Origin of the sequence: Phycisphaera sp., assembly GCA_025916675.1 — a bacterium.
Taxonomy (GTDB): domain Bacteria; phylum Planctomycetota; class Phycisphaerae; order Phycisphaerales; family UBA1924; genus JAHCJI01.
The window spans coordinates 2732161-2751815 of sequence record CP098402.1; the positions used below are offsets into that span (position 1 = coordinate 2732161).

The window sequence follows — 19655 nt, forward strand, 5'->3', positions numbered from 1 at the left end:
ATGCTGAAGGCCGTCATCCGGTTCTCACTCCGTTACTCCACGCTCGTGCTCATCGCGGCGGTCATGATCGTTGGCTATGCCGGCTATCGCCTGCCGAAGATGAGCGTCGATGTGTTCCCCGAGCTCAACGCGCCGACCGTCACGATCATGGCCGAGTCCGGCGGGCTCGCCGCCGACGAGGTCGAGCAGTACGTCACCTTCCCCATTGAGACCGCCGTCAATGGCATGACGGGTGTCCGCCGAGTCCGCAGCGCGAGTGCCATCGGGCTGGGCATCGTCTGGGTGGATCTTGAGTGGGGCACTGATCTCTACGACGCTCGCCAGCTCGTCTCTGAGCGGCTCGTGACCGCTCGGGAAAACCTCCCCGACGAGGTCGAGCCGTTCATCACGCCCATCACGTCCATTGCCGGCGAGATCATGCTGATCTCCCTGTCGTCGCCCGATGGGTCGGTCAGCCCCATGCAGCTCCGCGCCTACGGCGAGTTCGAGCTGCGCAACAAGATCCTCGCCGTGCCAGGCGTTGCGCAGGCCGTCGCCATCGGCGGCGAACTGCCCGAATACCAAGTCAATGTCGATCAGGAACGGCTGAGGCTCTACGACCTGACCATCACGGATGTCGTGGAGGCCGCGGGCGGCGCGCATAGCACCGCCAGCGGTGGTTACCTGGTACACGTCGACAACTTCGAGATCCCCATCCGCCAGCAGAGCCGGGTGACGCGCCCGGAGGACATCGCCAACACGATCATCAAGTACCACGAGGGCGTGCCCGTGACGATCGGCCAGGTCGCCGAGGTCATCCTCGGGCCGGCGATCAAGCGGGGTACCGCTTCCGAAGGCGGCCAGCCCGCTGTCGTGCTGTCCATCCAGAAGTCGCCGGGCACGAACACGCTCGCCCTGACCGACCAACTCGATGCACTCTTCGATCAGATCGAGCCCACGCTGCCCGAGGGCGTGGTGCTCAACCGCGATGTCGTCCGCCAGTCGCACTTCATCGACCGGGCGGTCCACAACGTAACCAAGGTGCTGCTCGAGGCGATCGTCATCGTGCTCGTCGTGTTGGTCCTGTTCCTGATGAACCTGCGGACCACGCTCATCACGCTCACGGCGATCCCCATCTCGCTGGCCGTTGGCCTGCTGATGATGGATGCGCTGAACCTCGGGCTCAATGTCATGACGCTTGGCGGACTCACCGTCGCGATCGGCGTGCTCGTCGACGACGCGATCATCGATGTGGAGAACGTTTTCCGCCGCCTGAAACAGAACCGGGCCTTGCCAGAGGCGGGCCGGCGCCCGTTCACGGAAATCATCTTTGACGCCAGCAACGAGATCCGACCCGCGATGGTCTTTGCAACGGTCATCATCGTGATGGTGTTCGTGCCCCTGCTGTTCCTGCAGGGGCTCGAAGGCCGGTTCTTCCAGCCCCTGGCACTCACCTACATGATCTCGATTCTTGCCTCGCTCGTCGTGGCCCTCACCGTGGTTCCCGCGATGTGCCGGTTCCTGCTGAGGGGCCGATTGGGCGGGAAGCACGAGGACCGCGACGGCTTCCTCGTTCGGCTGCTCAAGCGTGGCTACGAGCCCGCGCTTCGGGCGGCGATCCGTCTGCGCCTATGGGTGCTGGGAACCGCGGGGCTGGCCACGGTCGCGGCGATGTTGCTGGCCAGCACGTTCGGCAGCTCGTTCCTTCCATCATTCAACGAGGGCACGTTTACGGTCTTCCTGCTTGCTCCTCCCGGCACATCGATCGTCGAGAGCGATCGGCTGGCCACCGAGGTAGAGAAGCAACTCGTTGAGATCGATGGCGTGCGCTCGGTCTCGCGTCGTACTGGCCGGGCCGAGCGTGACGAGCACGCCGAGCCGGTGAGCAACTCCGAGATCGAGGTCACCGTCGATGCGGGGAGCGACCGACTCGAGGTGCGCGAGCAGATCGATCGCATTCTCGGGGCCGTCCCCGGCATCACGACGATGGTCGGCCAGCCCATCGAGCACCGGCTCAGCCACGTGCTTTCGGGTACGCCCGCGGCGATCGCCATCAACGTCTTTGGCGAAAACCTGACCGAGCTTCGTGATGTCGCCAAGGCTATCGAGGCCGAACTCCAAGGTCTTCCTGGCGCTCGCGATGTCAACGCCAACCGCGAGGTCCTGATCACCTCACTTCCCATCCGCTACCGGCACGCCGAGCTCGCGGCGGTCGGCCTCAGCCCAGCCGACGCCGCCGAGCAGGTCCGCGAGGCCCTCTACGGCGAGGTCGTGGACACCGTGAACCAGGGGGTGCGTCAGTACGACCTCGTCGTCCGGCTCGCACCCGAGGGGCGTGAATCCATCCGGCAGGTCCGCGACCTGCTGCTCCGCGGCCGGGGCGGGGCGACCGTTCGCCTGAGCGACGTCGCCGACATCGGTCCCGAGCGATCGAGCAACCTCATCACCCGCGAGAACGCGCAGCGGAAAGCGGTGGTGTCTCTCAACGTGGCCGAGGGCTCTAACCTGGGCGACCTGGTGGCCCAAGTACAGGAGCGTGTCGATCCTATCGTCCAACAGGCCGGAATGACCGTGTCCTACGGAGGGCAGTTCGAGGCGCAGCAATCGGCCTCGCGCACAATTCTTGTCGTGGGCGTGGCGGTCGTACTCATCATGCTCATGCTGCTCCATATCTCAACCGGATCGATGCGGGCGGCGGTGCTCGTCATGCTCAACATGCCCCTGGCGCTCATCGGCGGCATCGCAGCGATCTACATCACTGAGGGCGGCGGGCCGATCGCCAACACACTCGCACTCGTTGGCATCGGCGGCGCCTACATTCCACCGGTCATCTCGATCGCCAGCATGGTCGGCTTCATCACCCTCTTTGGGATCGCCGTGCGCAACGGCATCCTGCTCATCAACCATTACAATCATCTCATGGAGACCGAGGGCGTCTCACTCGGCGAGGCCATCGTCCAAGGGTCGATGGAACGGCTCGTGCCGATCCTGATGACCGCGATCTCGGCGGCGCTTGGGCTTGTCCCGCTGGCGCTGGCTGCGGGTGAACCCGGTAGCGAACTGCTCGCGCCCCTCGCCATCGTCACCCTCGGGGGCCTGCTGACCTCGACGTTCTTAAATCTCATCGTTGTCCCGGCGGGGTACTCGCTCGTTTTCGGGCACAAGCCCGAGCGTCGTTCCGCGAATCGCCCATCCGTGTTGTCCCGTCTTGTCGGCGTTTTCCGCCGCCCCAAGACCATCACCAAAAAGGAGTCCTGACCATGAACGACCTCATCAAGATCTTCTCCGCCGCGGGCGTGGCCATCGCCCTGTCGCTCTCGTTGCCGGGCTGCGGGGAGTCTTCGGAGCCGTCCGCCGAGAACCACTCCGCGGACGACGGTCACGATCACGACGGTGACGACCACGAGGGCGACGACCACGCCGGCCACGATCATGACGGCGACGACCACGAGGGGCCCGACCACGACGAGGGCGACCACGAGGCACACGACCACGGCGAGATGCGGTCGCTCGGCAGCGTGACGATCGCCGGTACGACGCTGGTGGTCTCGGTGTCCGGCGACATCGCGTCATCGTCCGAGGTGCACCTCGACCTCGAAGTCGAGTCCGGACCGGTTCCCGCCGCCGTGCGGTTCTGGGTTGGGGACGAGGCTGGGACGGGCGCGCTGAAGTCGAAGGCAGACGCCCACGACGACCACTTCCACGGGCAGACCGAGGCCCCGGAGAACATCGATGGGGCAAGCCTGTGGATCGAGGTCGAGACCGCCAGCGGCGAGCGACAGGCCGCCGCCGTACCGCTTCAGTAAACATTCGTGAGCAACCACGACCACCACCACGGATCCGATCTCGGAACCCGCCCGCTCGCCTGGGCCGTCGCCATCAACCTCTTGCTGACGGCGGCCCAGGTCGTCGGGGGCGTGCTGTCGGGCAGCTTGTCCCTGGTCGCCGATGCCCTGCACAATTTCAGCGACGCGGCGGGCCTCCTGCTCGCGCTCGTCGCGCGCAAGATCTCGAAGCGTCCCGCTGATGCGCAGCGCACCTTCGGCTACGGTCGTGCCGAAGTGGTGGGCGGACTGATCAACCTCACGTCCATCATGGTCATCGCGGGCTACCTGCTCATCGAGGCGATCACCCGCACGTTTGATCGACCGGAGATCGACGGCTGGATGGTGGTGATTGTCGCGGGAATCGCGTTGGTCGTCGATGTCGCAACCGCTGTGCTCACCTACTCGATGTCCAAGGGCAGCGTAAACATCAAGGCCGCGTTTCTTCACAACGTCGCCGACGCGCTCGCCTCGGTGGCGGTCATCATCACCGGCACCCTGATCATCCTGTTTGATTGGTACTGGACCGATATCGTCGCGACCATCGGAATCTCGGTCTACATCGTGTGGATGTCGTGGTCGCCGATGAAGCGGTGCATCCGGATTCTGATGCAGAGCGTGCCCGAAGGTCTGTCGATCGAGGAGATGGCACGGACGATCGCGGATGTCCGCGGCGTGCAGGGGGTGGCCCACCTGCACGTCTGGCCAATCGACGAGCAGCACGTCTCGCTGGAGGTTCGCGTCGAGATGCGGACCAACGCGTCCCTTCAGGACGCCCAGGCCGTACGCGAACACGTCCAGGCCGCTATCGCCGAGCGGTTCGGCATCGAGCACGCGACCATCGAGGTGCGGCCGGCCGGAACGATGGACGAGGGCCTGGTGCCCGAGCATTGAGACATGGAGAGCCGGCGGCCCGTTGTTACTACTTGATGCCCCGCGTGGGCGAAGGTACGCCCCGCAGCCAGAGAGCCACATCGTCATGTTCGATCAGGATCCGGGGTAAAGGCCGGGACAGGCTTGGTTGCTTCGATCAGCAGCGTGCCGATTGATTCGTCGGCGACGACGTGGACCTCCTCGCCGATCAATACAACAACCCGCATTGCGTCCAACATACCTGATAACGCCAAGCTTCACAACAGTATTGTGACCGCCTCGGCCAGATTTATCGCTGGGCTTCCCGGTTGATCCTGGCCCTCGCCGCGCCCACCTGCTCCTCAACCACCTTTCTCACGGCGTCCCATCCCTTCTTGTCCAGCCCTAGCTCCGTCGCCACACGCTCCGCGACGGCCCGCGGCAGCTCGTCCAGGGCCTGGCACACGACGCCGAGGGCCTCGTTCCAGTTCGACCGCACCTCGTCGACGGGCAGCAGCTCCCCCTGCATCTTCCGCAGCTCGATCACCTTCATGTTGGCGATGGCGGTCTCCTTGATCGCCCGAGCCTTGTTGTACTCCTGCTGGGTCATGCTGGGGGCTCCCGTTGGCCGTGCGTGCCAAGGCTTGGCGGTTGAGCTTCCCGGCTTGCGGCCGGCGCCCTCGCGGCGTCCGCCGTGCCCGGTGTCCAGGACGTGCTCGGCCAACCACGCCCGGCACGCGTATTCATCCCACAGCCGCGATCCATCTGGCATGTGGCCGGCCGGCGGCATGCCGTCCTGGGCGTACTTGCGCACCGTCGACGCGGCCAGCCCCAGGCGATCGGCGAGCTGCGAGGTGGTGAGCAGGTCGGGCATGTCACGGGGGCTTCCTGGCTAGGCGATATCAAGATTCCGCGGCCCACTCGCACACGAATTGCGAACCACGGGCAACCTTCGTTTCTCATAGGGGCTGACTAGTACCCAACAGGGGGGGTAGGCGGCCCGCGCGTCATCGCTTCCCCCTGCGCCGTGCGATTGATCGGCGGCTCGCCTTGCCTCGCGCGAGATGCGAGGGCGTCATGTGTCCCAACGCGTGGCATGGGGCCACGCCGGAGGACACGACCATGACCACGACGAAGAGCACGAAGAAGACCACGACCAAGCGCCCCGCCAAGAGGGCCACGACAAAGAAGACGCCGCCCAAGCCGGCAGCCAAGAAGACGGCCACGAGGAAGCCCGCGCCCAACGCCGTCACCGCCGCGACCAAGAAGCCGGCCAAGCCCAAGCCCCGCAAGGGCAAGCAGCCCAGCGGCCTCGACCTCGCGGCGAAGGTGCTCGCGCGCGCGAGCGAGCCCCTGGCGGCCAAGACGATCGCCGAGCACGTGATCGCCGCGGGCTGGCAGACCAGCGGCAAGACGCCGCACGCGACGCTGTACGCCGCGATGACGCGTGAGATCCAGACCAAGGGCAAGGACGCCCGGTTCGTGAAGGTCGAGCGCGGACGGTTCAAAGCCAAAGCGTAACGGCATCACTCCCCACCCCCTCACGCCTCGGCCAACGCCGGGGCGTTCTCTCGTTGCGCCTTCCCACCTGTGAACTGCTCCCACCGCGTCACGATGACGTCGCAGTACAGCGGGTCCAGCTCCATCAGCAGCGCCCGGCGCTGCGTCTGCTCGGCGGCGATGAGCGTCGAGCCCGAGCCGCCGAAGAGGTCCAGCACGCGCTCGCCAGGCCTGGACGAGTACTGCATCGCGCGGACGGCCAGCTCGGCGGGCTTCTCGGTCAGGTGCACCATGCTCTGGGGGTTGACCTTCTTGACCTGCCACACGTCGGGGACGTTGTTCGGCCCGAGGAAGACGTGGGCCGCGCCCTCGCGCCAGCCGTAGAAGCACCACTCGTGGTCGCCCATGAAATCCTTGCGGCTGATCACCGGGTGCATCTTGTGCCAGATGATCTGCTGGGCGAACTTGAGCCCCGAGGCTTCGAGCGCGCTGGGATAGTTCGCGATGTTGGCATAGCCGCCCCAGATGTAGAACGCGCGACCGGGCTCGAGCGCATCCGATGCGTTCTGGAACCATGCCATGAGCAGCCGATCGAACTCTTCGTCGCTCACGAAGTCGTTGGCAAGCGGACGGTCCTTGGCGCGGAGCTTGGCTGTCGTGCCGCTGGTGGGCCCGGCCTTGCCCTTGGCGTCCAGGCCGCGGCCTCGCTTGGTCTTGCCCTGCTTCTGGGGTGCGAAGTTGGTCTGGCCAGTGACGAACGCGTTCTTGCTGCGCGGCTGGACGGCGACGTTGTAGGGCGGGTCGGTGTTGACCAGTTGCACGGGCTCACCATCCAGCAGGCGTTGCACGTGCTGGGCGTTCGATGAGTCGCCGCACAGCAGCCGGTGCTCGCCAAGGATCCACAGGTCGCCGGGCTGGGTGATCGCCTCGTCGGGCGGCTCGGGGACGCTGTCGGCTTCGCCCTCACCCTCGGCCACCTCGGGCTCGAGCAGCTTCTGGAGCTCACGCCCGGCGAAGCCCAGCAGGTTCCAATCCAGGTCCAGGTCCTGCAGGCCGGCCAGCTCGATGGGCAGCAGTTCGAGGTTCCACTCGCTCAGTTCCGCGGTGCGGTTGTCGGCGATGCGGTAGGCACGCGCCTGCTCGGGCGCGAGATCCGCCGCGACGTGCACCGGCGCCTCCTCGAGCCCCAGCGACTGCGCCGCCTTCCACCGCGTGTGCCCGCACACGATCACGCCCTCAGCGTCCACCACGATCGGCTGGCGGAAGCCGAACCGCGTGATGCTCTCGGCCACCGCCGCAACCGCCTGGTCGTTGACGCGCGGGTTCCTCTCATAGGGCACGATGTCCGCCAGCTTCCGCATCTCGATCGCCAGCCCCACCTTCGATCCGCTTGCCACATTCGTCATTGTCCACACTCCTTGGCGCCTTGCGCCGTGTGTTCGTTTCGTTGCCCACCGTTGGCCCCACGTTGGCTTGTGTCGCGTTGCTCGGCCGAGGGCGGGCGTTGCCGCCTCGGGGCGCCCTCGCCCGCACGCGGGCACGACGGGCGGACGCGGGAAAGAGGGGAGAGTCCCTAGAGATATGAAAGAGAGAGATACTTCTTTCACTTTCTTCAACCCTGTTCCTCTGCGCACCTTCTCCCCCCGCTTCCCTTCTCTCTGTAACACCCAGAGAAAGAAGTGAAAGATGTGAAGGAAGCCCCTGGCGCTGCTTATGGAAGGGCATAGACCACCTTCCTTCTGCCCTTGGTGGGCTCGGCCCGCTCGACAAGCTGCCCGGTCTCCAGCAGGTTGTCGATGACCTCCTGCCGCTCGCGCTGGGTCAGGGCCTGCGTGCGGCGGCACAGCTCGCTGCGGCCGAGCTCTCCGCCCATCTCGCGCACGACGCGCAGCACCCGCTTCTGCCTCGCGTCGAAGACGCCCTCGGACACCCACTGCCCCGCGACGTGCAAAAGCCGCAGCGTCAGGTGCTCGCTCAGGCCGCACGCCCACCGAGCCGCCGGCGCGTCGATCACCGCGTGCTCGCGGTTGGCCGAGCACGCGTGCAACAGGGCCAGCCGGCAGGCCTTCTCCTCGGCCCGGGCCCACGCGGCCGACACGCTGCCCGGGGCGCCCTCCATGCGGGCGTCGACCGTCGCGGCCAGCGCGTCGAAGATCGCTCGGGCTTCCCTCGTCGTTTCGATCAGGCGCGGCTGTGGGTGCTCGCGGGCCAGGTTCCCGCCGGGGATGTGCTCGTGCCACCACTGGGCCGCCTGGACCACCGACGCGGGCGCGTCGCGCTGCGTGGCCCAGCGGCGCGCCGGCCGCTCGTCGGTCTCGAAGACCAGCAGACGGGCCGCGAAGCCGTCGGCCAGGCTCTCGGTGGTCAGCGACTGGTAGAAGTGCTCGAAGACCGTCGTGCCGTAGACGATCACGCACGGCTGGTCGATGACCTTGTTGCGCTTGGGGTCGGCGTAGGCCTTGCCGCGGTACACCGTGTCGGCGCTCGAGTAGAGCTTCATCAGCGCCGTCAGCACGTTGTACAGGTGCGGGGCCCGCTTGGGGTCGCCGATGGTCCGCAGAAAGCGGCCGAACTCGTCCATCTGGAAGAGCACCGCGGGCTGGGCCTCGACGGCGCTGAACAGCCCCGCGTCCGAGGCCAGGTCCTCGTTGCCCTCCAGGTCGATGGCGCCCGCCTCGAAGAGGATCGCCTTGTTCACCTTGCGGGCGTGGTCCTTGCCCGCGCCCGAGTCGGCCACGCCCACGGCGTAGAGGTTCGTGCGGTTGCCCAGGGCGTCGCGCACCTTGCGTGCGGCCAGCACGGCCTGCAGGCACAGCGCCCCAGCAAGCGCCAGCACCGGCTGGGGCCGCTTGGCGGTCTCGAGGTTGAACCGCACGACCTCGCCGACGAAGCCGGGTACATCGAGCAGGTGCTCGGGGATCGGTCCGGGATCGGCGTGGACGATATGACGCGGCGTTGCCGTGAGCGCAGACAAGTCAACCGCAGTATGCAGCTCGTCGCGCTTCGCCTCCAGCAGCCACCCACGTGGGCGCTCGTGCGGCTTGCTCGTCGCGTCATCGATCTTGTGTTGGAGCTCCCGCTCGGTCCACGACGGCTCGCACCGCGGGTTGTACCGTGTGGTGAGCAGGTGCAGTGCGACATCGGGTGCCAGCGCGAAGCCGTGGACGAGGGCGGTGGCCGCCGCGTAGGTCTGGTTGTGGCCACCGCTGCCGGCGATGGCGGGGGGCATGGCGTCGAGGTACGCGGCCGCGCGACGCTCGGCGTCGTCGTGGGGTGTGGTGGTGGTGGGAGCGCTCCGAGGTGTCTCGATGTTGCTACGCCGCTCGCGCACCGCGTTGGCCAGAGCACCCACGCACGCGGCAAGCATCGCAGCGGGCACCGTGACCGGCTCGCCCTCGAGCACGTCGTACCGCTCGCCGCTCGGATGCACACTGGGGCCGACCACCGTCTGGCATCCGGCCGACCGCAGCTCGATGATCATGTCCCCACCAGCATCGGTGTGCTTCGCGGTGGTCGCGCCCTCGGCGACGTACCACCGGTGCGAGCCCGGCCGCCCCTCGCGCCCCGTCACCGCGTTCGTCGCAGGCAGGTACTGGTCCGCCAGCTCGACCGCCTCGTCGCAGTCCAGGTCGACGTCCACCAGCCAGCCGCTGGGCTCGCCGAGGATCAGGCCGATGTTGCACTCGCCTTGGAACTTCGACGCGAGTTCGTGCTCGTCCAGTCGAAGCGCCGGCCATCGCTTGAGCGTTGGCGCCTTCGCGCTGGCGGAGATCGGCACCACGCGCCAGCCGCGACGCGTGTACGCGATGGCCGCTTCGAGCGGGGTTGGGAGCGTCGCGGCCATCAGAACGGGATCTCATCGTCAGGGATCGCGAGCACGAGTTCGGGCGCTACGTCCGGGTCGTCCAGCCGCGCGGGCTTGGGGCCAAGCTCGCTGGCGACGATGCGGTCGAACTTCTCGCCAGCCACGCGGCGCACGGTGATGCGGCTCGGCTCGGCCAGGGCACCTGCGTTGGCTAGCTCGACGGCCCCTTCGGCGTCGCCGGGCGCGGGCTCGTGCGAGCGCAGAAGCCACCAGTCGACCGCCTTCGATCGTGCGTAGCCGCCGTGGCCGATGGCGATCCACTCGCTGACGGTCTCCGTAAGCGACACGTGGTAGTCGACCCGCATCGTCGGCGGGGCATCGGGCTTGCGGCGGCTGTGGTGTACCCTATAGCTCACCGACTGTACCTCGTGCTCGTGCTCGCTCGCCTGCCCGGTCAGAATGCCCGCGTCGCTCGCCTCGATCCCATGCTGTGTCCGCTCGGGCTCCGGGAAGGCGTGGCCGCACTCGGGGCACTCCCGGCATCCGGTGGCGACCAGCTCGTTGCACGCGGGGCACTCTTTCGCCGGAGGCGGGCCACCGCTCTGCCCGGGACGCTTGGCCGACAGCGCATCGACCGGGCCGTGCCGCAGCACGTTGCCCGCGAAGTCGAGCACCAGGCAGTCGGCCTTGCCCGGCGACAGGCGAAACCCCCGCCCGACCATCTGGTAGTACAGCCCGCAGCTCATCGTCGGCCGCAGCAAGGCGACGCAATCGACGTGCGGGGCGTCGAAACCCGTGGTCAGCATGTTCACGTTGGCGAGGTAGCGCAGATCACCCGATCGAAACCGCCCGATCAACTCGTCACGCTCTGCTGGCGGCGTCTTCGAGCACACGAAGCCGCACTCGATGCCGTGCCGCTCGGCCAGCACGCGGGCCACGTGTCGCCCGTGCCGCACGCCACTCGCGAAGATCAGCGTCGCTGCCCGGTCCCGCGTCTGATCGGCGATCTCGGCGCAGGCCCCATCGACCAGCGAGGCCTCATCCATCATCGCCTCGGTCTCGCCCGCGATGAACTCCCCGCCGCGGACGTGCAACGAGCTAACGTCCGCCCGCGTCGCGCCGGCGCGAGTGCGCAGCGGCGAGAGGTACCCATCGCGGATCAGCTCGGCTACTCCGATCTCGTAGCACACGTCGCTGAGCACGTGGCCGTCGCCGCACAAGGGCCCACCCTTCAAGCGGTACGGCGTCGCGGTCAGGCCCACCACCCGCGCGTGCGGGCAGTTGGTCTTCAGGTCATTGAGGAACCGACGGTACATCCCCTCGTCGGCGTGCGGCACCATGTGCGCCTCGTCGATCAGGACGAGATCGATCGGCCCGCCCTCGGCGACCAGCTCACACGCGCGGCCGTGCACGCTCTGGATGCCCGCGATGGTCACCGGCGCGCCGAGCTCGCGTTGCTTGAGCCCCGCCGAGTAGATGCCCATGGGCAAACCCGGCGAGACCTCGTGCAGCTTGTCCGCTGCCTGCCCGAGCAGCTCCTTCTGGTGGGCCAGGATCAGCACGCGGCCGCTCCACCCCTCCGCCACGTCGCGGCAGATCGTCGCGATCACGGGCGTTTTGCCGCCGCCCGTGGGGATCACGACGCACGGATTCCCATCGCGATCCGTGAGGAACGCGTACGCCGCGTCGATCGCCTCGCGCTGGTAGGGGCGCAGCTCCATCAGCCCATGGCCTCCACGGTGACGACGACCAGCCCGCCCTTGACAACCTCGCCGCGCAGGACCTCCAGCCCATCGATCTGCTCGTCGTCGCGGTACGCCCCACCGGGCTGGGCCAGCGCGTCGAGCAGCGCCTTGAGCACGTTGTCCAGGTCGCGCCGGCGACGGTCGGGCGGGTGCACCACGACGCGCACCGCGACGCGGCCATCGAACGCCCGCACGCGCCGCACCGCCAGTGTCCGCGCCACCGCCGACCGGAAGCGCCGGCCCTGAGCGCTCACGATCGTGCGCGAACCCGCCCGCCGCCAGTAGTGGTTCACGCTCGGCGGGTAGGGCAGGCTTAGCTCGATGGTCCGGCTCACCTCACTGGTCCGACTCACTTGCGCCACGGCACGCCGCCCCCGGTGGAAGTGTTGGTGGTGCAGTTTGTGGGGCTGGTAGGCTGCGAGCCGACGCGCTTGGCGTAGCCCTTGATGGTGTTGGTGATCTCGCCGGTGTCGTTGCGCTTCGTGCACGCGACCCTGACGAGCACCGGAACACTGTGCAGCTCGGCCGAGTCGCGGGGACGCGTCACGCCGACCGCAGTACACAGGCTGGCCAGCGACGACCGCGCGATCGCCACCGTCCGGTCGTTGGGGTGCTCGAGCACGAAGCGGTCCCACAGCTTGCGCCCCTTGTGCTCGCCCTCGAGCACCTCCAGCTCGACCTGGAGGTACTTCCCGTCGCCCTTCTTGGTCGGCTTCATCTGCGAGTCGCTGGCGGCACACAGGTACTGCCCGGCGGGCAGGGGCGCGAAGTCGCCGGCGGGCTCCACTTGCGTTGCGTCGAATCCGTTCAGGTCTGCCATGGTCGTGTCCTCTGTATTGCGTGCGGTCGGACGCCGGTGCGTGCCCGAACGCATCGGTGCGCACCGGCCAACCGGATCGCAAGTGCTTGTGTCAGTCGGCGTTGGGTTCGGTCTCGTTTTGTTCGTCGGTATCGATGTCGGGCGTCTCGCCGCGCGCGTACGCCCGGTAGATGCGCTCGTCGAGCGGGATCTCGTCGGGCAGGTTCAGCCGGTTCTTCGCCAGGTGGCTCGGCCGCTCGGTGGTCTTGAGCACCCGTTCGCCCTGGCCGATGGCCTGCACACGCGTGCGGTCGAAGCCCTCCTTCGTGGTCTTTGTGTGGACGCGGTACGTGGCGAACAGCACCTCGTCGCACCACTCCTGGATCAGCGCCGACGCGTGGCGGTTCAGGCGCGGGCCGTAGCGGTCGTAGCTCTCGGTCTCGGGGTTGGAGAACTTCTCGATGGCCGCGTGCGCGATGAGCACGACCTGCATGCCACGCTCGCGCCGCAGGGCGTCCAGCCCGGCGAGCACCTCGCGCCAGGGTTCGAGGGCGAACACGTAACCCTTGCCGTAGCCGATGTCCTCGATGGACTGCACCTGCCGGTCGAGGCAGACCTTCGCGTGGATCAGCCGCTCGAGCCAGTCGAGGCTGTCGATGACGATGGTCTTGTAGGTGTGTTCTTCGGTGTAGAGCTCACCGAGAGCGCCGATCACCTGTTCGAGGTCGGTGGCCAGCGGGAAGCGCGGCGCGTCGATGTCCGCCAGGCCGTCCTCGGTCTGGATGAACACCGGGTCCTCGGCCATCGCCCCGAACGTGCTCTTGCCGATCCCGTGCGTGCCGTACACCAGCACGCGACGCGGCATCCGCGTGCGGCCGGTTTCGATGGATTCCAGAAGTCCCATGGTCTGTCTCCTTGGTGTATTTCAGTTGGTTGGGGTGGTCAGCAGCCGCAGCGACTCGTACCCGGTGGGCCACGCGTCTCGCCCGCGGCATCGCTTGAGTTCGGCCATGGCCCGCTCGTTGTCCTTGCGCGCCGCGTCCAGCAGCGCGTCGTCGACCCGCCACACCCCACAGCGGAACGGCTCGCGCTTCTCAACGGCGATCAGATGCACGGGTAATGCGTGACCGCACGCCTGACGCACCAGCTCGCGGTAGAAGGCCAGTTGGTGCGCGTAGCCGAAGTCGCGGACCTGGGCCTCGAAGCCGTCCAGGTCCTGGCAGGTCTTGAGGTCAACGATGCCGCGACCCTCGACCGGGTTGATCCAATCCAGCCGCCCCTGGCACGCGTGCCCGTCGTACTCGACCCGCACCACACCCTCGGCGACCCCGTCGGCCAGCAGCTCGCGGGCGAAGATGTGGTCCTTCACCGCGCCGGCCATCCGCTCGACGATGGCCGCGTCGGAATCGCCCAGCACCGCCTTGCCGCAGCCGGCCGCCCACTTCTGGAACGCCTTGGTCGTGCGCCCGAACGGCTCGCCCGTCTTCGGGTTCACCGGCCCACCCATCGCGTACTCGGTCCTGTACCGCTCACGGCCCTCGAGCGTCAGCACGTGCGCCGCACGCCCGACGACATACGCCGACCGGTCCGGTTCGTTGACCAGCCCCTGCCGCTTGCGGCGGTACAGCAGCGGGCACCGCCGAAAGTCACCCAGCGCGTGCGAGCTGAGGTGCTCGCGGGCCTTGGCGTGGTACACCGCCGCGGGCTCGCGGATCAGGAAGGAGAGGCTGAGGGTTGCCGGACGGCAGCAGCAGGGCGTCACCGCACACCCCCACCACCGCTCCGCGGGCACGAGGCGCATCGCGGCTTGCCGCAACCGCCTTCGGGCCGCGAGCAAGACAGTCGGCGGACCCTGTAGCCTTCGGCTCCAAGCTCCCGGGTCAGGAACGCAGCAAAGACGCGGGCGACCGCACGACCCGAGCCGGTCTGGCAATCGAGCAGCACCGATGTGGTCGGCGTATCGATGCGATAGCGGACCTCCAGCCGCACGCGGGCCTCGCCGTGCAAGCCCTCAACGGCCAGCACGGCGAGGTGCAGCGTGCTCTCGATCTCGGCCAGGTCGGTGCCCTGGCCAAACTCGAAGCGGGTGATCGTCTTGTCCATGGCACGGGCCCTCCGGCGGGGTGCTCCCCCACCGTTGACCTATGCCATGTGCTGCTAGGGTGCGCGCTACCCGAGGTCGAGGTCCTCCAACTGCCTCGAGATCCGCTTGCGTTCGCGGTCGATCGCGTGGCGAGCCACCGACTTCCCAGTCCGTCGCGACCACTCTCGGGCCGTCGCAGTCGAGCCGTGCGCCGCGACGTGCTCGATCAGCTCGCGGTCAGAGGCGGTAAGCCGGTCCAGTGCCAGGCCAAGATCTTCGGCCAGATCCGATGACTTCAGATCCGATCGGCTCCACAGCTCCCGCCGGCGCCGGCCATCGGCCTCAGACAAGCCTGTAGCCAGCGTGAACCCGGTCTGGCGGTCGAGTTCCTCATCGATCGAGGCCGGCTTCTGCCAGCCCCCGCGTTTGAGCGCCCGTCTGGACCGGAGTTCCATGCGGAAGCAGTTGGTAGAGATCTTGATGGCGAACGCCTCGATCGTGCCCCGGCCTGGGTCGTACCGGTGGGCGTTCGTGAAGAGCTGGATCAGGGCAAGCTGGACGAGGTCGTCCTCGTCGGCGTTACAGAGAGCGTGACGGCAGCACATGACCCTTGCCTTGGACTTGATGAGAGCACGGATGCGGGGATCGCCAACCAGCAGGTCGGGGTCGACCATCGGATTCCTCCGAGGTCGACCGCGGGCTCACCAACCAGCCACGCCGCCACGCCATGGGCATCTGGCCGTGGCACGATGCCGCGGGATGCAGGGGCGTCCGTAGCTGGCCGGTTTCGAGCTGGCCGACCTCGGACGAGGCCCGCGGTGTCGCCGCGACAACGACAAGACGACGGGCCGATGGGCCCGTCGTCTTACTCACTAATGCGTTGTCCTATAAAGATTTATGAGACTTGATGAAACTTTGTGGCCCTGTCGCGGGGACTCGACGCGACACGCCTGGAGACGGACGCGGAGTCCTCCGAACGCATGACTTCGTCTGGGCCGCCGTTTCGTAGAACCGCCCGACGGACACGGTCCTTGGAGATCGGGCGTTTCAGCGCCTCGGTGAGCAACGTTCCCGCCTTGCGATAGGAGCCAGTCTCGCGATAGGCCCGCAAGAAGACCTCATCGGTGAGCTCGTTCTTCACGACCGAGTGGACCGCTTGCTCGATCACCTGCTTACGCATCGCGGGGTCCGTCGGAACAAAACTGCGTGCCTCGGCCGCCTGGTCGGCTTCGTCCACGGCTGCCAAGATCGCCTCCGCATCCAGCACCATCTGGCCATCTTCGACGCGGGCCACTTCCGCGAGCGTCAAGACGGCCGGGATCGCGCCAGGCCAGATCCGCTCGTCCGGCACGGTGTCGGGAACCAGCACGATGGCCCGTCCTCCCGGTCCTAAGTGGTTGGCGATCGCTCGGCCGTCCTCGGCCTCTAGCCCAACAGCAAGGACCAAGTTGCGATTCTGGCCGGAGACCTTCAACGTCCCCACTCGCCAATACCGCTGTTCGACCACAGACTTCGCCCGCCCCTTGGGATTGAGCGCTCGGGCGACCGCTTGCGCCAGCCCCTCGGGGTTTGGTCGCCATCCCTTGGTCATGTTCTCGGTGATCTCGACGCGAAGGAATTGCGGGCAAGCGATGAACAGCCGTCGGTGGCCACCCTCGTCCTCGAAGACCTCGACCGGCTCGACGTGCCAGTCGTCGCATTCGGGGCAGGTGACCTCCACCGTGGTCCCTGCCACGAGCAAGCCCAACGAGGCCATAGTTTCCGCGCCATCCTCTGGCCAGTCCTCCACCTCGTGGTAGTCAAAGAACGCCGTCGGCTCACCCATCGACGATAACAGCACGGCGAATAGCTCGTCGAAAGTCATTGGCTAACCCCCCACTCCCTGAGGCACCACTCGCCGATCTCGCGGTCTTCGTCTGGCTTGCTCTTGAGCGTGCAACCGTTGGGACTGCTGACGTCGAAGCTCATCGTTCGGGCCCGCCTCTTGAAACCGGGTGCAAACTTCAGCTCGAAAGTCACGCGGGCCACACGCGACCGCACGCCACACAACCCAACCTCTTGCAGCTTCTGGTAAGCTCGAATGATCGACAGGTCGTGATCGCGCGAATCGGCAGACAACTCGATGTATCCGCTGCGGCCACGAGTCCGAATCCGGACTCGTCGAATCCGAGCACGCTGAACGCCATGCGCAGGATTGAACTTCAGAGGCTGGGAATCTTGGAGCAGATGATCGAGGGCGTAGGTCGGCCGCGCCACCTCGCGATACCGGATCTGCTTGTGGTACACCGTCTCACAGAAGATGCCATGCAAATCAGTGAGGAGTTGTGCTCCGCCGTGGGACCATATCTCCAACACGCCCTTCTGGGGCTCCAGACTGAACACGATCTGGAACGCCATTCGCGCATGGAGCGGTTCAGGCAGCCGTGCATCCTCGGGATAGATCAGATGGGTTTCTGCATAGTCGTCCAGATACGCAAAGAAGTACTCGATGCCTTGACGATGCAAGTGATTGACAACACAATAGCGACCGCGGAGTTGTGTCTTACGGAAGTGTGCTGCCAATCTCTCGCCCAAGCTCTCTTTAAGGGCATCGTCAATCTTGACGGCACACGTTGGCAGACCCGTGGCCTTGTGCCAGTACTGTTGCTGGGCGAGAGCGTCGGCGTGCACAAACATCGCGACCTCTTGGAACCGCGACGGGCTCTTGAGGTACAGCCACAGGGCCTTGCTCTGGCTGGACTTCAAGCGATCGAATTGCTTTTGCTCTTCGACCGGGTGGCTCTGCACTTCCTCGATGACCGCGGTGAGGTTGTTTCGGCCTGCGATGTCATGGATCTGCCTGAGGACGACCTCGACCTCGACCCTGCGCCGGGCGGGCATCCGCTCGACCACTATGAAGAAATGTTTTGGAGTACTCACACCCAGGAGATCGGCGGAGCTCAGATCCACTTCGCTGCACTGCTTGAGGAAGGAGCACAGCAGGTTGATGTCGCACTGGCTTACGGTTCGCTCAGGATCAAAGGCAGCCGCCATCGAGATCTCCGTGATGTCACCCGTCGCTCAAGAACACACCCCTTCGCCACTGCCATCCATCGCAGCATTCGATGATACCCCGTGAGCCAAGAGGCATTGCGCTTCGCAACATGTCGGTTGTAGACCACCGCCAAGATCGGATGACGACTCCGCGAGCAAGGGGACCTGGCCATTACCGGCGACCCAAGGCTTGCGTCGCCCCTGTCCAATCCGCTACCCGATCTCGGGGTAAGAAGACCTCTGACCCAGCGACAAGCCGCCAATTGCTGGAAGCGGGGCCTGCCCGAAGGCCGCCACCCCGCAACAATGCCAACGCATGAGCACCAAACCATCCCCGAGCACCGACCTCGACTACGCCGACACCCTCTGGAAGGCCGCCGACGCCCTGCGCGGCCAGGTCGACGCGGCGGAATACAAGCACGTCGTGCTCGGCCTGCTGTTCCTGAAGTACATCAGCGACTCGTTCGAGTCGCGCCGCGACGAGCTCAGGGCCGAGCTTGAGAAGGACGGCATCAAGGGGGAGCAACTCGAAGGGCTGCTCGAAAGCCGCGACGAGTACACCGCCGAGCGGGTGTTCTGGGTGCCGCCCGAGGCCCGCTGGCCCAACCTCCAGAACCAGGCCACGCGGGCCGACATCGCCACGCTGATCGACGACGCCATCCTCGCCGTCGAGCGCGACAACCCCGCATTGAAGAGTAAGCTCCCCCGCGACTACGCCCGCCGCGGCATCGCGCCCGAGAAGATGAAGGCCCTGATCGACCTGATCGCCGACATCGGCTTCAAGGGCGAGCGGGCCAAGGCCCGCGACACGCTCGGCCGCGTCTACGAGTACTTCCTTGGCAAGTTCGCCCAGGCCGAGGGCAAGCTGGGCGGCGAGTTCTACACGCCGCGGTGCGTAGTGCGGCTGCTGGTCGAGATGCTCGAGCCGTATAGCGGCCGGGTGTACGACCCGTGCTGCGGCTCGGGCGGCATGTTCGTGCAGTCCGAGCGCTTCGTCGAGGTCCACGGCGACCGCGACGACATCTCGATCTACGGGCAGGAGAGCAACCCCACGACGTGGCGGCTGGCCCACATGAACCTGGCCATCCACGGCATCGAGGCCAACCTGGGCAAGCAACCCAGCGACACGTTCCTGCGCAACGCCCACCCGGACCTCAAGGCCGACTACATCCTGGCCAACCCGCCATTCAATGTTTCCGATTGGTCGGGCCAGTTGCTAGAGGGCGACGCCCGCTGGCAGTACGGCACGCCGCCCAAGGGCAACGCCAACTACGCGTGGATCCAGCACTTCATCCACCACATGGCCCCGCCCAACGGCAAGGGCGGCGGCGTGGCCGGCTTCGTCATGGCCAACGGCTCGCTCTCCAGCAACAGCGGCGGCGAGGGCGAGATCCGGCGGAACATCGTCGAGGCCGACCTGGTCGACGCCATCGTGGCGCTGCCGGCGCAGCTCTTCTACACCACGGGCATCCCGGTGTGCCTGTGGTTCCTGACGCGGGACAAGACGGGCAAGAACCTGCCGAATGGCGGGCGGGATCGCACGGGCGAGACGCTGTTCATCGACGCCCGCAAGCTGGGCGCGATGCAGACGCGCACCCTTCGAGTCCTCACCGGCGGCGACGAGGGCGAGACGATGCTGGCCGACGGCCTGGGCGACCCCAACCACGACAGCGACCTGGGCCGCATCGCCTACACCTTCCGCCAATGGCGCGGCGAGCCGGCGCCCAAGTGGTGGAAGGCCAAGACGCACGGCGAATGGAAGTATGCCGACATCCCCGGCTTCTGCAAGAAAGCCACCATCCCCGACATCGACGAGCACGGCTCCGTGCTCACGCCGGGGCGGTACGTGGGGGCCGAAGAGCAGGAGGAGGACAGCGAGCCGTTCGAGGTGAAGTACCCGCGGCTGGTGGCGGAGCTTGAGGCGTGCTTTGCGGAGGGGGAGCGGTTGACGGGGGTGATCCGAGAACGGCTTACGCACGTCGGCGCCTCGAAAGAGACCTAGCCAATGGAGTCTAACACTACACCTAACATTCCC

General features: G+C 66.8%; 17 protein-coding genes. 5 read left to right on the forward strand and 12 right to left on the reverse strand.

The window, feature by feature from the left end; genetic code table 11:
- The 3 genes from NCW75_11580 to NCW75_11590 are packed head-to-tail and all read left to right on the forward strand — an operon-like array spanning nt 1 to nt 4697.
- Entirely contained in the window at nt 1-3237 is a 3237-nt protein-coding gene (locus NCW75_11580) for an efflux RND transporter permease subunit (GenBank protein UYV11934.1), read from the forward strand.
- A 2-nt stretch (nt 3238-3239) separates the two neighbouring features.
- Nucleotides 3240-3785, forward strand: a complete 546-nt coding sequence (locus NCW75_11585) for a hypothetical protein (GenBank protein ID UYV11935.1) — start codon at nt 3240-3242, stop codon at nt 3783-3785.
- Between the two features lie 6 nt (nt 3786-3791).
- A complete protein-coding gene (locus NCW75_11590) occupies nt 3792-4697 on the forward strand; it encodes a cation diffusion facilitator family transporter (GenBank protein ID UYV11936.1) in 906 nt (301 codons plus the stop codon).
- A 268-nt stretch (nt 4698-4965) separates the two neighbouring features.
- Here NCW75_11590 and NCW75_11595 read toward each other — a convergent pair whose 3' ends face one another.
- Nucleotides 4966-5529, reverse strand: coding sequence for a hypothetical protein (locus NCW75_11595; GenBank protein UYV11937.1), 564 nt, complete (start codon nt 5527-5529; stop codon nt 4966-4968).
- 248 nt (nt 5530-5777) lie between these two features.
- On the opposite strand from NCW75_11595, the gene NCW75_11600 reads away from it, so the two are divergent.
- Nucleotides 5778-6176, forward strand: coding sequence for a winged helix-turn-helix domain-containing protein (locus NCW75_11600; GenBank protein UYV11938.1), 399 nt, complete (start codon nt 5778-5780; stop codon nt 6174-6176).
- A 20-nt stretch (nt 6177-6196) separates the two neighbouring features.
- Here NCW75_11600 and NCW75_11605 read toward each other — a convergent pair whose 3' ends face one another.
- The 11 genes from NCW75_11605 to NCW75_11655 form a co-directional block, all read right to left on the reverse strand.
- Nucleotides 6197-7561 carry a DNA modification methylase gene (locus NCW75_11605; protein ID UYV11939.1) on the reverse strand — a complete coding sequence of 455 codons (1365 nt, stop codon included), beginning with the start codon at nt 7559-7561 and terminating at the stop codon, nt 6197-6199.
- A 305-nt stretch (nt 7562-7866) separates the two neighbouring features.
- The gene (locus NCW75_11610; protein UYV11940.1) at nt 7867-9999 is read right to left on the reverse strand and encodes a bifunctional DNA primase/polymerase; all 2133 of its coding nucleotides are present in this window, start codon (nt 9997-9999) and stop codon (nt 7867-7869) included.
- Entirely contained in the window at nt 9999-11681 is a 1683-nt protein-coding gene (locus NCW75_11615; GenBank protein ID UYV11941.1) for a DEAD/DEAH box helicase, read from the reverse strand. Before NCW75_11615 ends, NCW75_11610 begins: the two co-directional genes overlap by 1 nt.
- Nucleotides 11681-12040 carry a RusA family crossover junction endodeoxyribonuclease gene (locus tag NCW75_11620; protein UYV11942.1) on the reverse strand — a complete coding sequence of 120 codons (360 nt, stop codon included), beginning with the start codon at nt 12038-12040 and terminating at the stop codon, nt 11681-11683. Before NCW75_11620 ends, NCW75_11615 begins: the two co-directional genes overlap by 1 nt.
- Before the next feature lie 14 nt (nt 12041-12054).
- Nucleotides 12055-12525 (reverse strand): DUF669 domain-containing protein, encoded by a 471-nt coding sequence (locus NCW75_11625; protein ID UYV11943.1) that lies wholly within the window; start codon nt 12523-12525, stop codon nt 12055-12057.
- Nucleotides 12526-12616: 91 nt separating this feature from the next.
- A complete protein-coding gene (locus NCW75_11630; protein UYV11944.1) occupies nt 12617-13408 on the reverse strand; it encodes an ATP-binding protein in 792 nt (263 codons plus the stop codon).
- A 21-nt stretch (nt 13409-13429) separates the two neighbouring features.
- Nucleotides 13430-14305 (reverse strand): PD-(D/E)XK nuclease-like domain-containing protein, encoded by an 876-nt coding sequence (locus NCW75_11635; protein UYV11945.1) that lies wholly within the window; start codon nt 14303-14305, stop codon nt 13430-13432.
- Complete coding sequence (locus NCW75_11640; protein UYV11946.1) at nt 14263-14607, reverse strand: hypothetical protein; 345 nt, start codon at nt 14605-14607, stop codon at nt 14263-14265. The genes NCW75_11635 and NCW75_11640 overlap by 43 nt, the downstream gene beginning before the upstream one ends.
- Before the next feature lie 66 nt (nt 14608-14673).
- The gene (locus tag NCW75_11645) at nt 14674-15261 is read right to left on the reverse strand and encodes a hypothetical protein (protein UYV11947.1); all 588 of its coding nucleotides are present in this window, start codon (nt 15259-15261) and stop codon (nt 14674-14676) included.
- A 221-nt stretch (nt 15262-15482) separates the two neighbouring features.
- On the reverse strand, nt 15483-16451 hold the full coding sequence (locus NCW75_11650) for a hypothetical protein (GenBank protein UYV11948.1): 969 nt from the start codon (nt 16449-16451) through the stop codon (nt 15483-15485).
- Nucleotides 16448-17620, reverse strand: a complete 1173-nt coding sequence (locus NCW75_11655; GenBank protein UYV11949.1) for a hypothetical protein — start codon at nt 17618-17620, stop codon at nt 16448-16450. The genes NCW75_11650 and NCW75_11655 overlap by 4 nt, the downstream gene beginning before the upstream one ends.
- Nucleotides 17621-17936: 316 nt before the next feature.
- Between NCW75_11655 and NCW75_11660 the strand changes: the two genes are divergently transcribed.
- A complete protein-coding gene (locus tag NCW75_11660; GenBank protein ID UYV11950.1) occupies nt 17937-19622 on the forward strand; it encodes a type I restriction-modification system subunit M in 1686 nt (561 codons plus the stop codon).
- Nucleotides 19623-19655 lie beyond the last annotated feature (33 nt).

Coding starts and splice junctions, on each gene's coding strand:
- NCW75_11580 (UYV11934.1), top strand. CDS start 1: ATGCTGAAGGCCGTCATCCGGTTCTCACTCCGTTACTCCACGCTCGTG.
- NCW75_11585 (UYV11935.1), top strand. CDS start 3,240: ATGAACGACCTCATCAAGATCTTCTCCGCCGCGGGCGTGGCCATCGCC.
- NCW75_11595 (UYV11937.1), bottom strand. CDS start 5,529: ATGCCCGACCTGCTCACCACCTCGCAGCTCGCCGATCGCCTGGGGCTG.
- NCW75_11600 (UYV11938.1), top strand. CDS start 5,778: ATGACCACGACGAAGAGCACGAAGAAGACCACGACCAAGCGCCCCGCC.
- NCW75_11605 (UYV11939.1), bottom strand. CDS start 7,561: ATGACGAATGTGGCAAGCGGATCGAAGGTGGGGCTGGCGATCGAGATG.
- NCW75_11610 (UYV11940.1), bottom strand. CDS start 9,999: ATGGCCGCGACGCTCCCAACCCCGCTCGAAGCGGCCATCGCGTACACG.
- NCW75_11615 (UYV11941.1), bottom strand. CDS start 11,681: ATGGAGCTGCGCCCCTACCAGCGCGAGGCGATCGACGCGGCGTACGCG.
- NCW75_11625 (UYV11943.1), bottom strand. CDS start 12,525: ATGGCAGACCTGAACGGATTCGACGCAACGCAAGTGGAGCCCGCCGGC.
- NCW75_11630 (UYV11944.1), bottom strand. CDS start 13,408: ATGGGACTTCTGGAATCCATCGAAACCGGCCGCACGCGGATGCCGCGT.
- NCW75_11635 (UYV11945.1), bottom strand. CDS start 14,305: ATGCGCCTCGTGCCCGCGGAGCGGTGGTGGGGGTGTGCGGTGACGCCC.
- NCW75_11640 (UYV11946.1), bottom strand. CDS start 14,607: ATGGACAAGACGATCACCCGCTTCGAGTTTGGCCAGGGCACCGACCTG.
- NCW75_11645 (UYV11947.1), bottom strand. CDS start 15,261: ATGGTCGACCCCGACCTGCTGGTTGGCGATCCCCGCATCCGTGCTCTC.
- NCW75_11650 (UYV11948.1), bottom strand. CDS start 16,451: ATGACTTTCGACGAGCTATTCGCCGTGCTGTTATCGTCGATGGGTGAG.
- NCW75_11655 (UYV11949.1), bottom strand. CDS start 17,620: ATGGCGGCTGCCTTTGATCCTGAGCGAACCGTAAGCCAGTGCGACATC.
- NCW75_11660 (UYV11950.1), top strand. CDS start 17,937: ATGAGCACCAAACCATCCCCGAGCACCGACCTCGACTACGCCGACACC.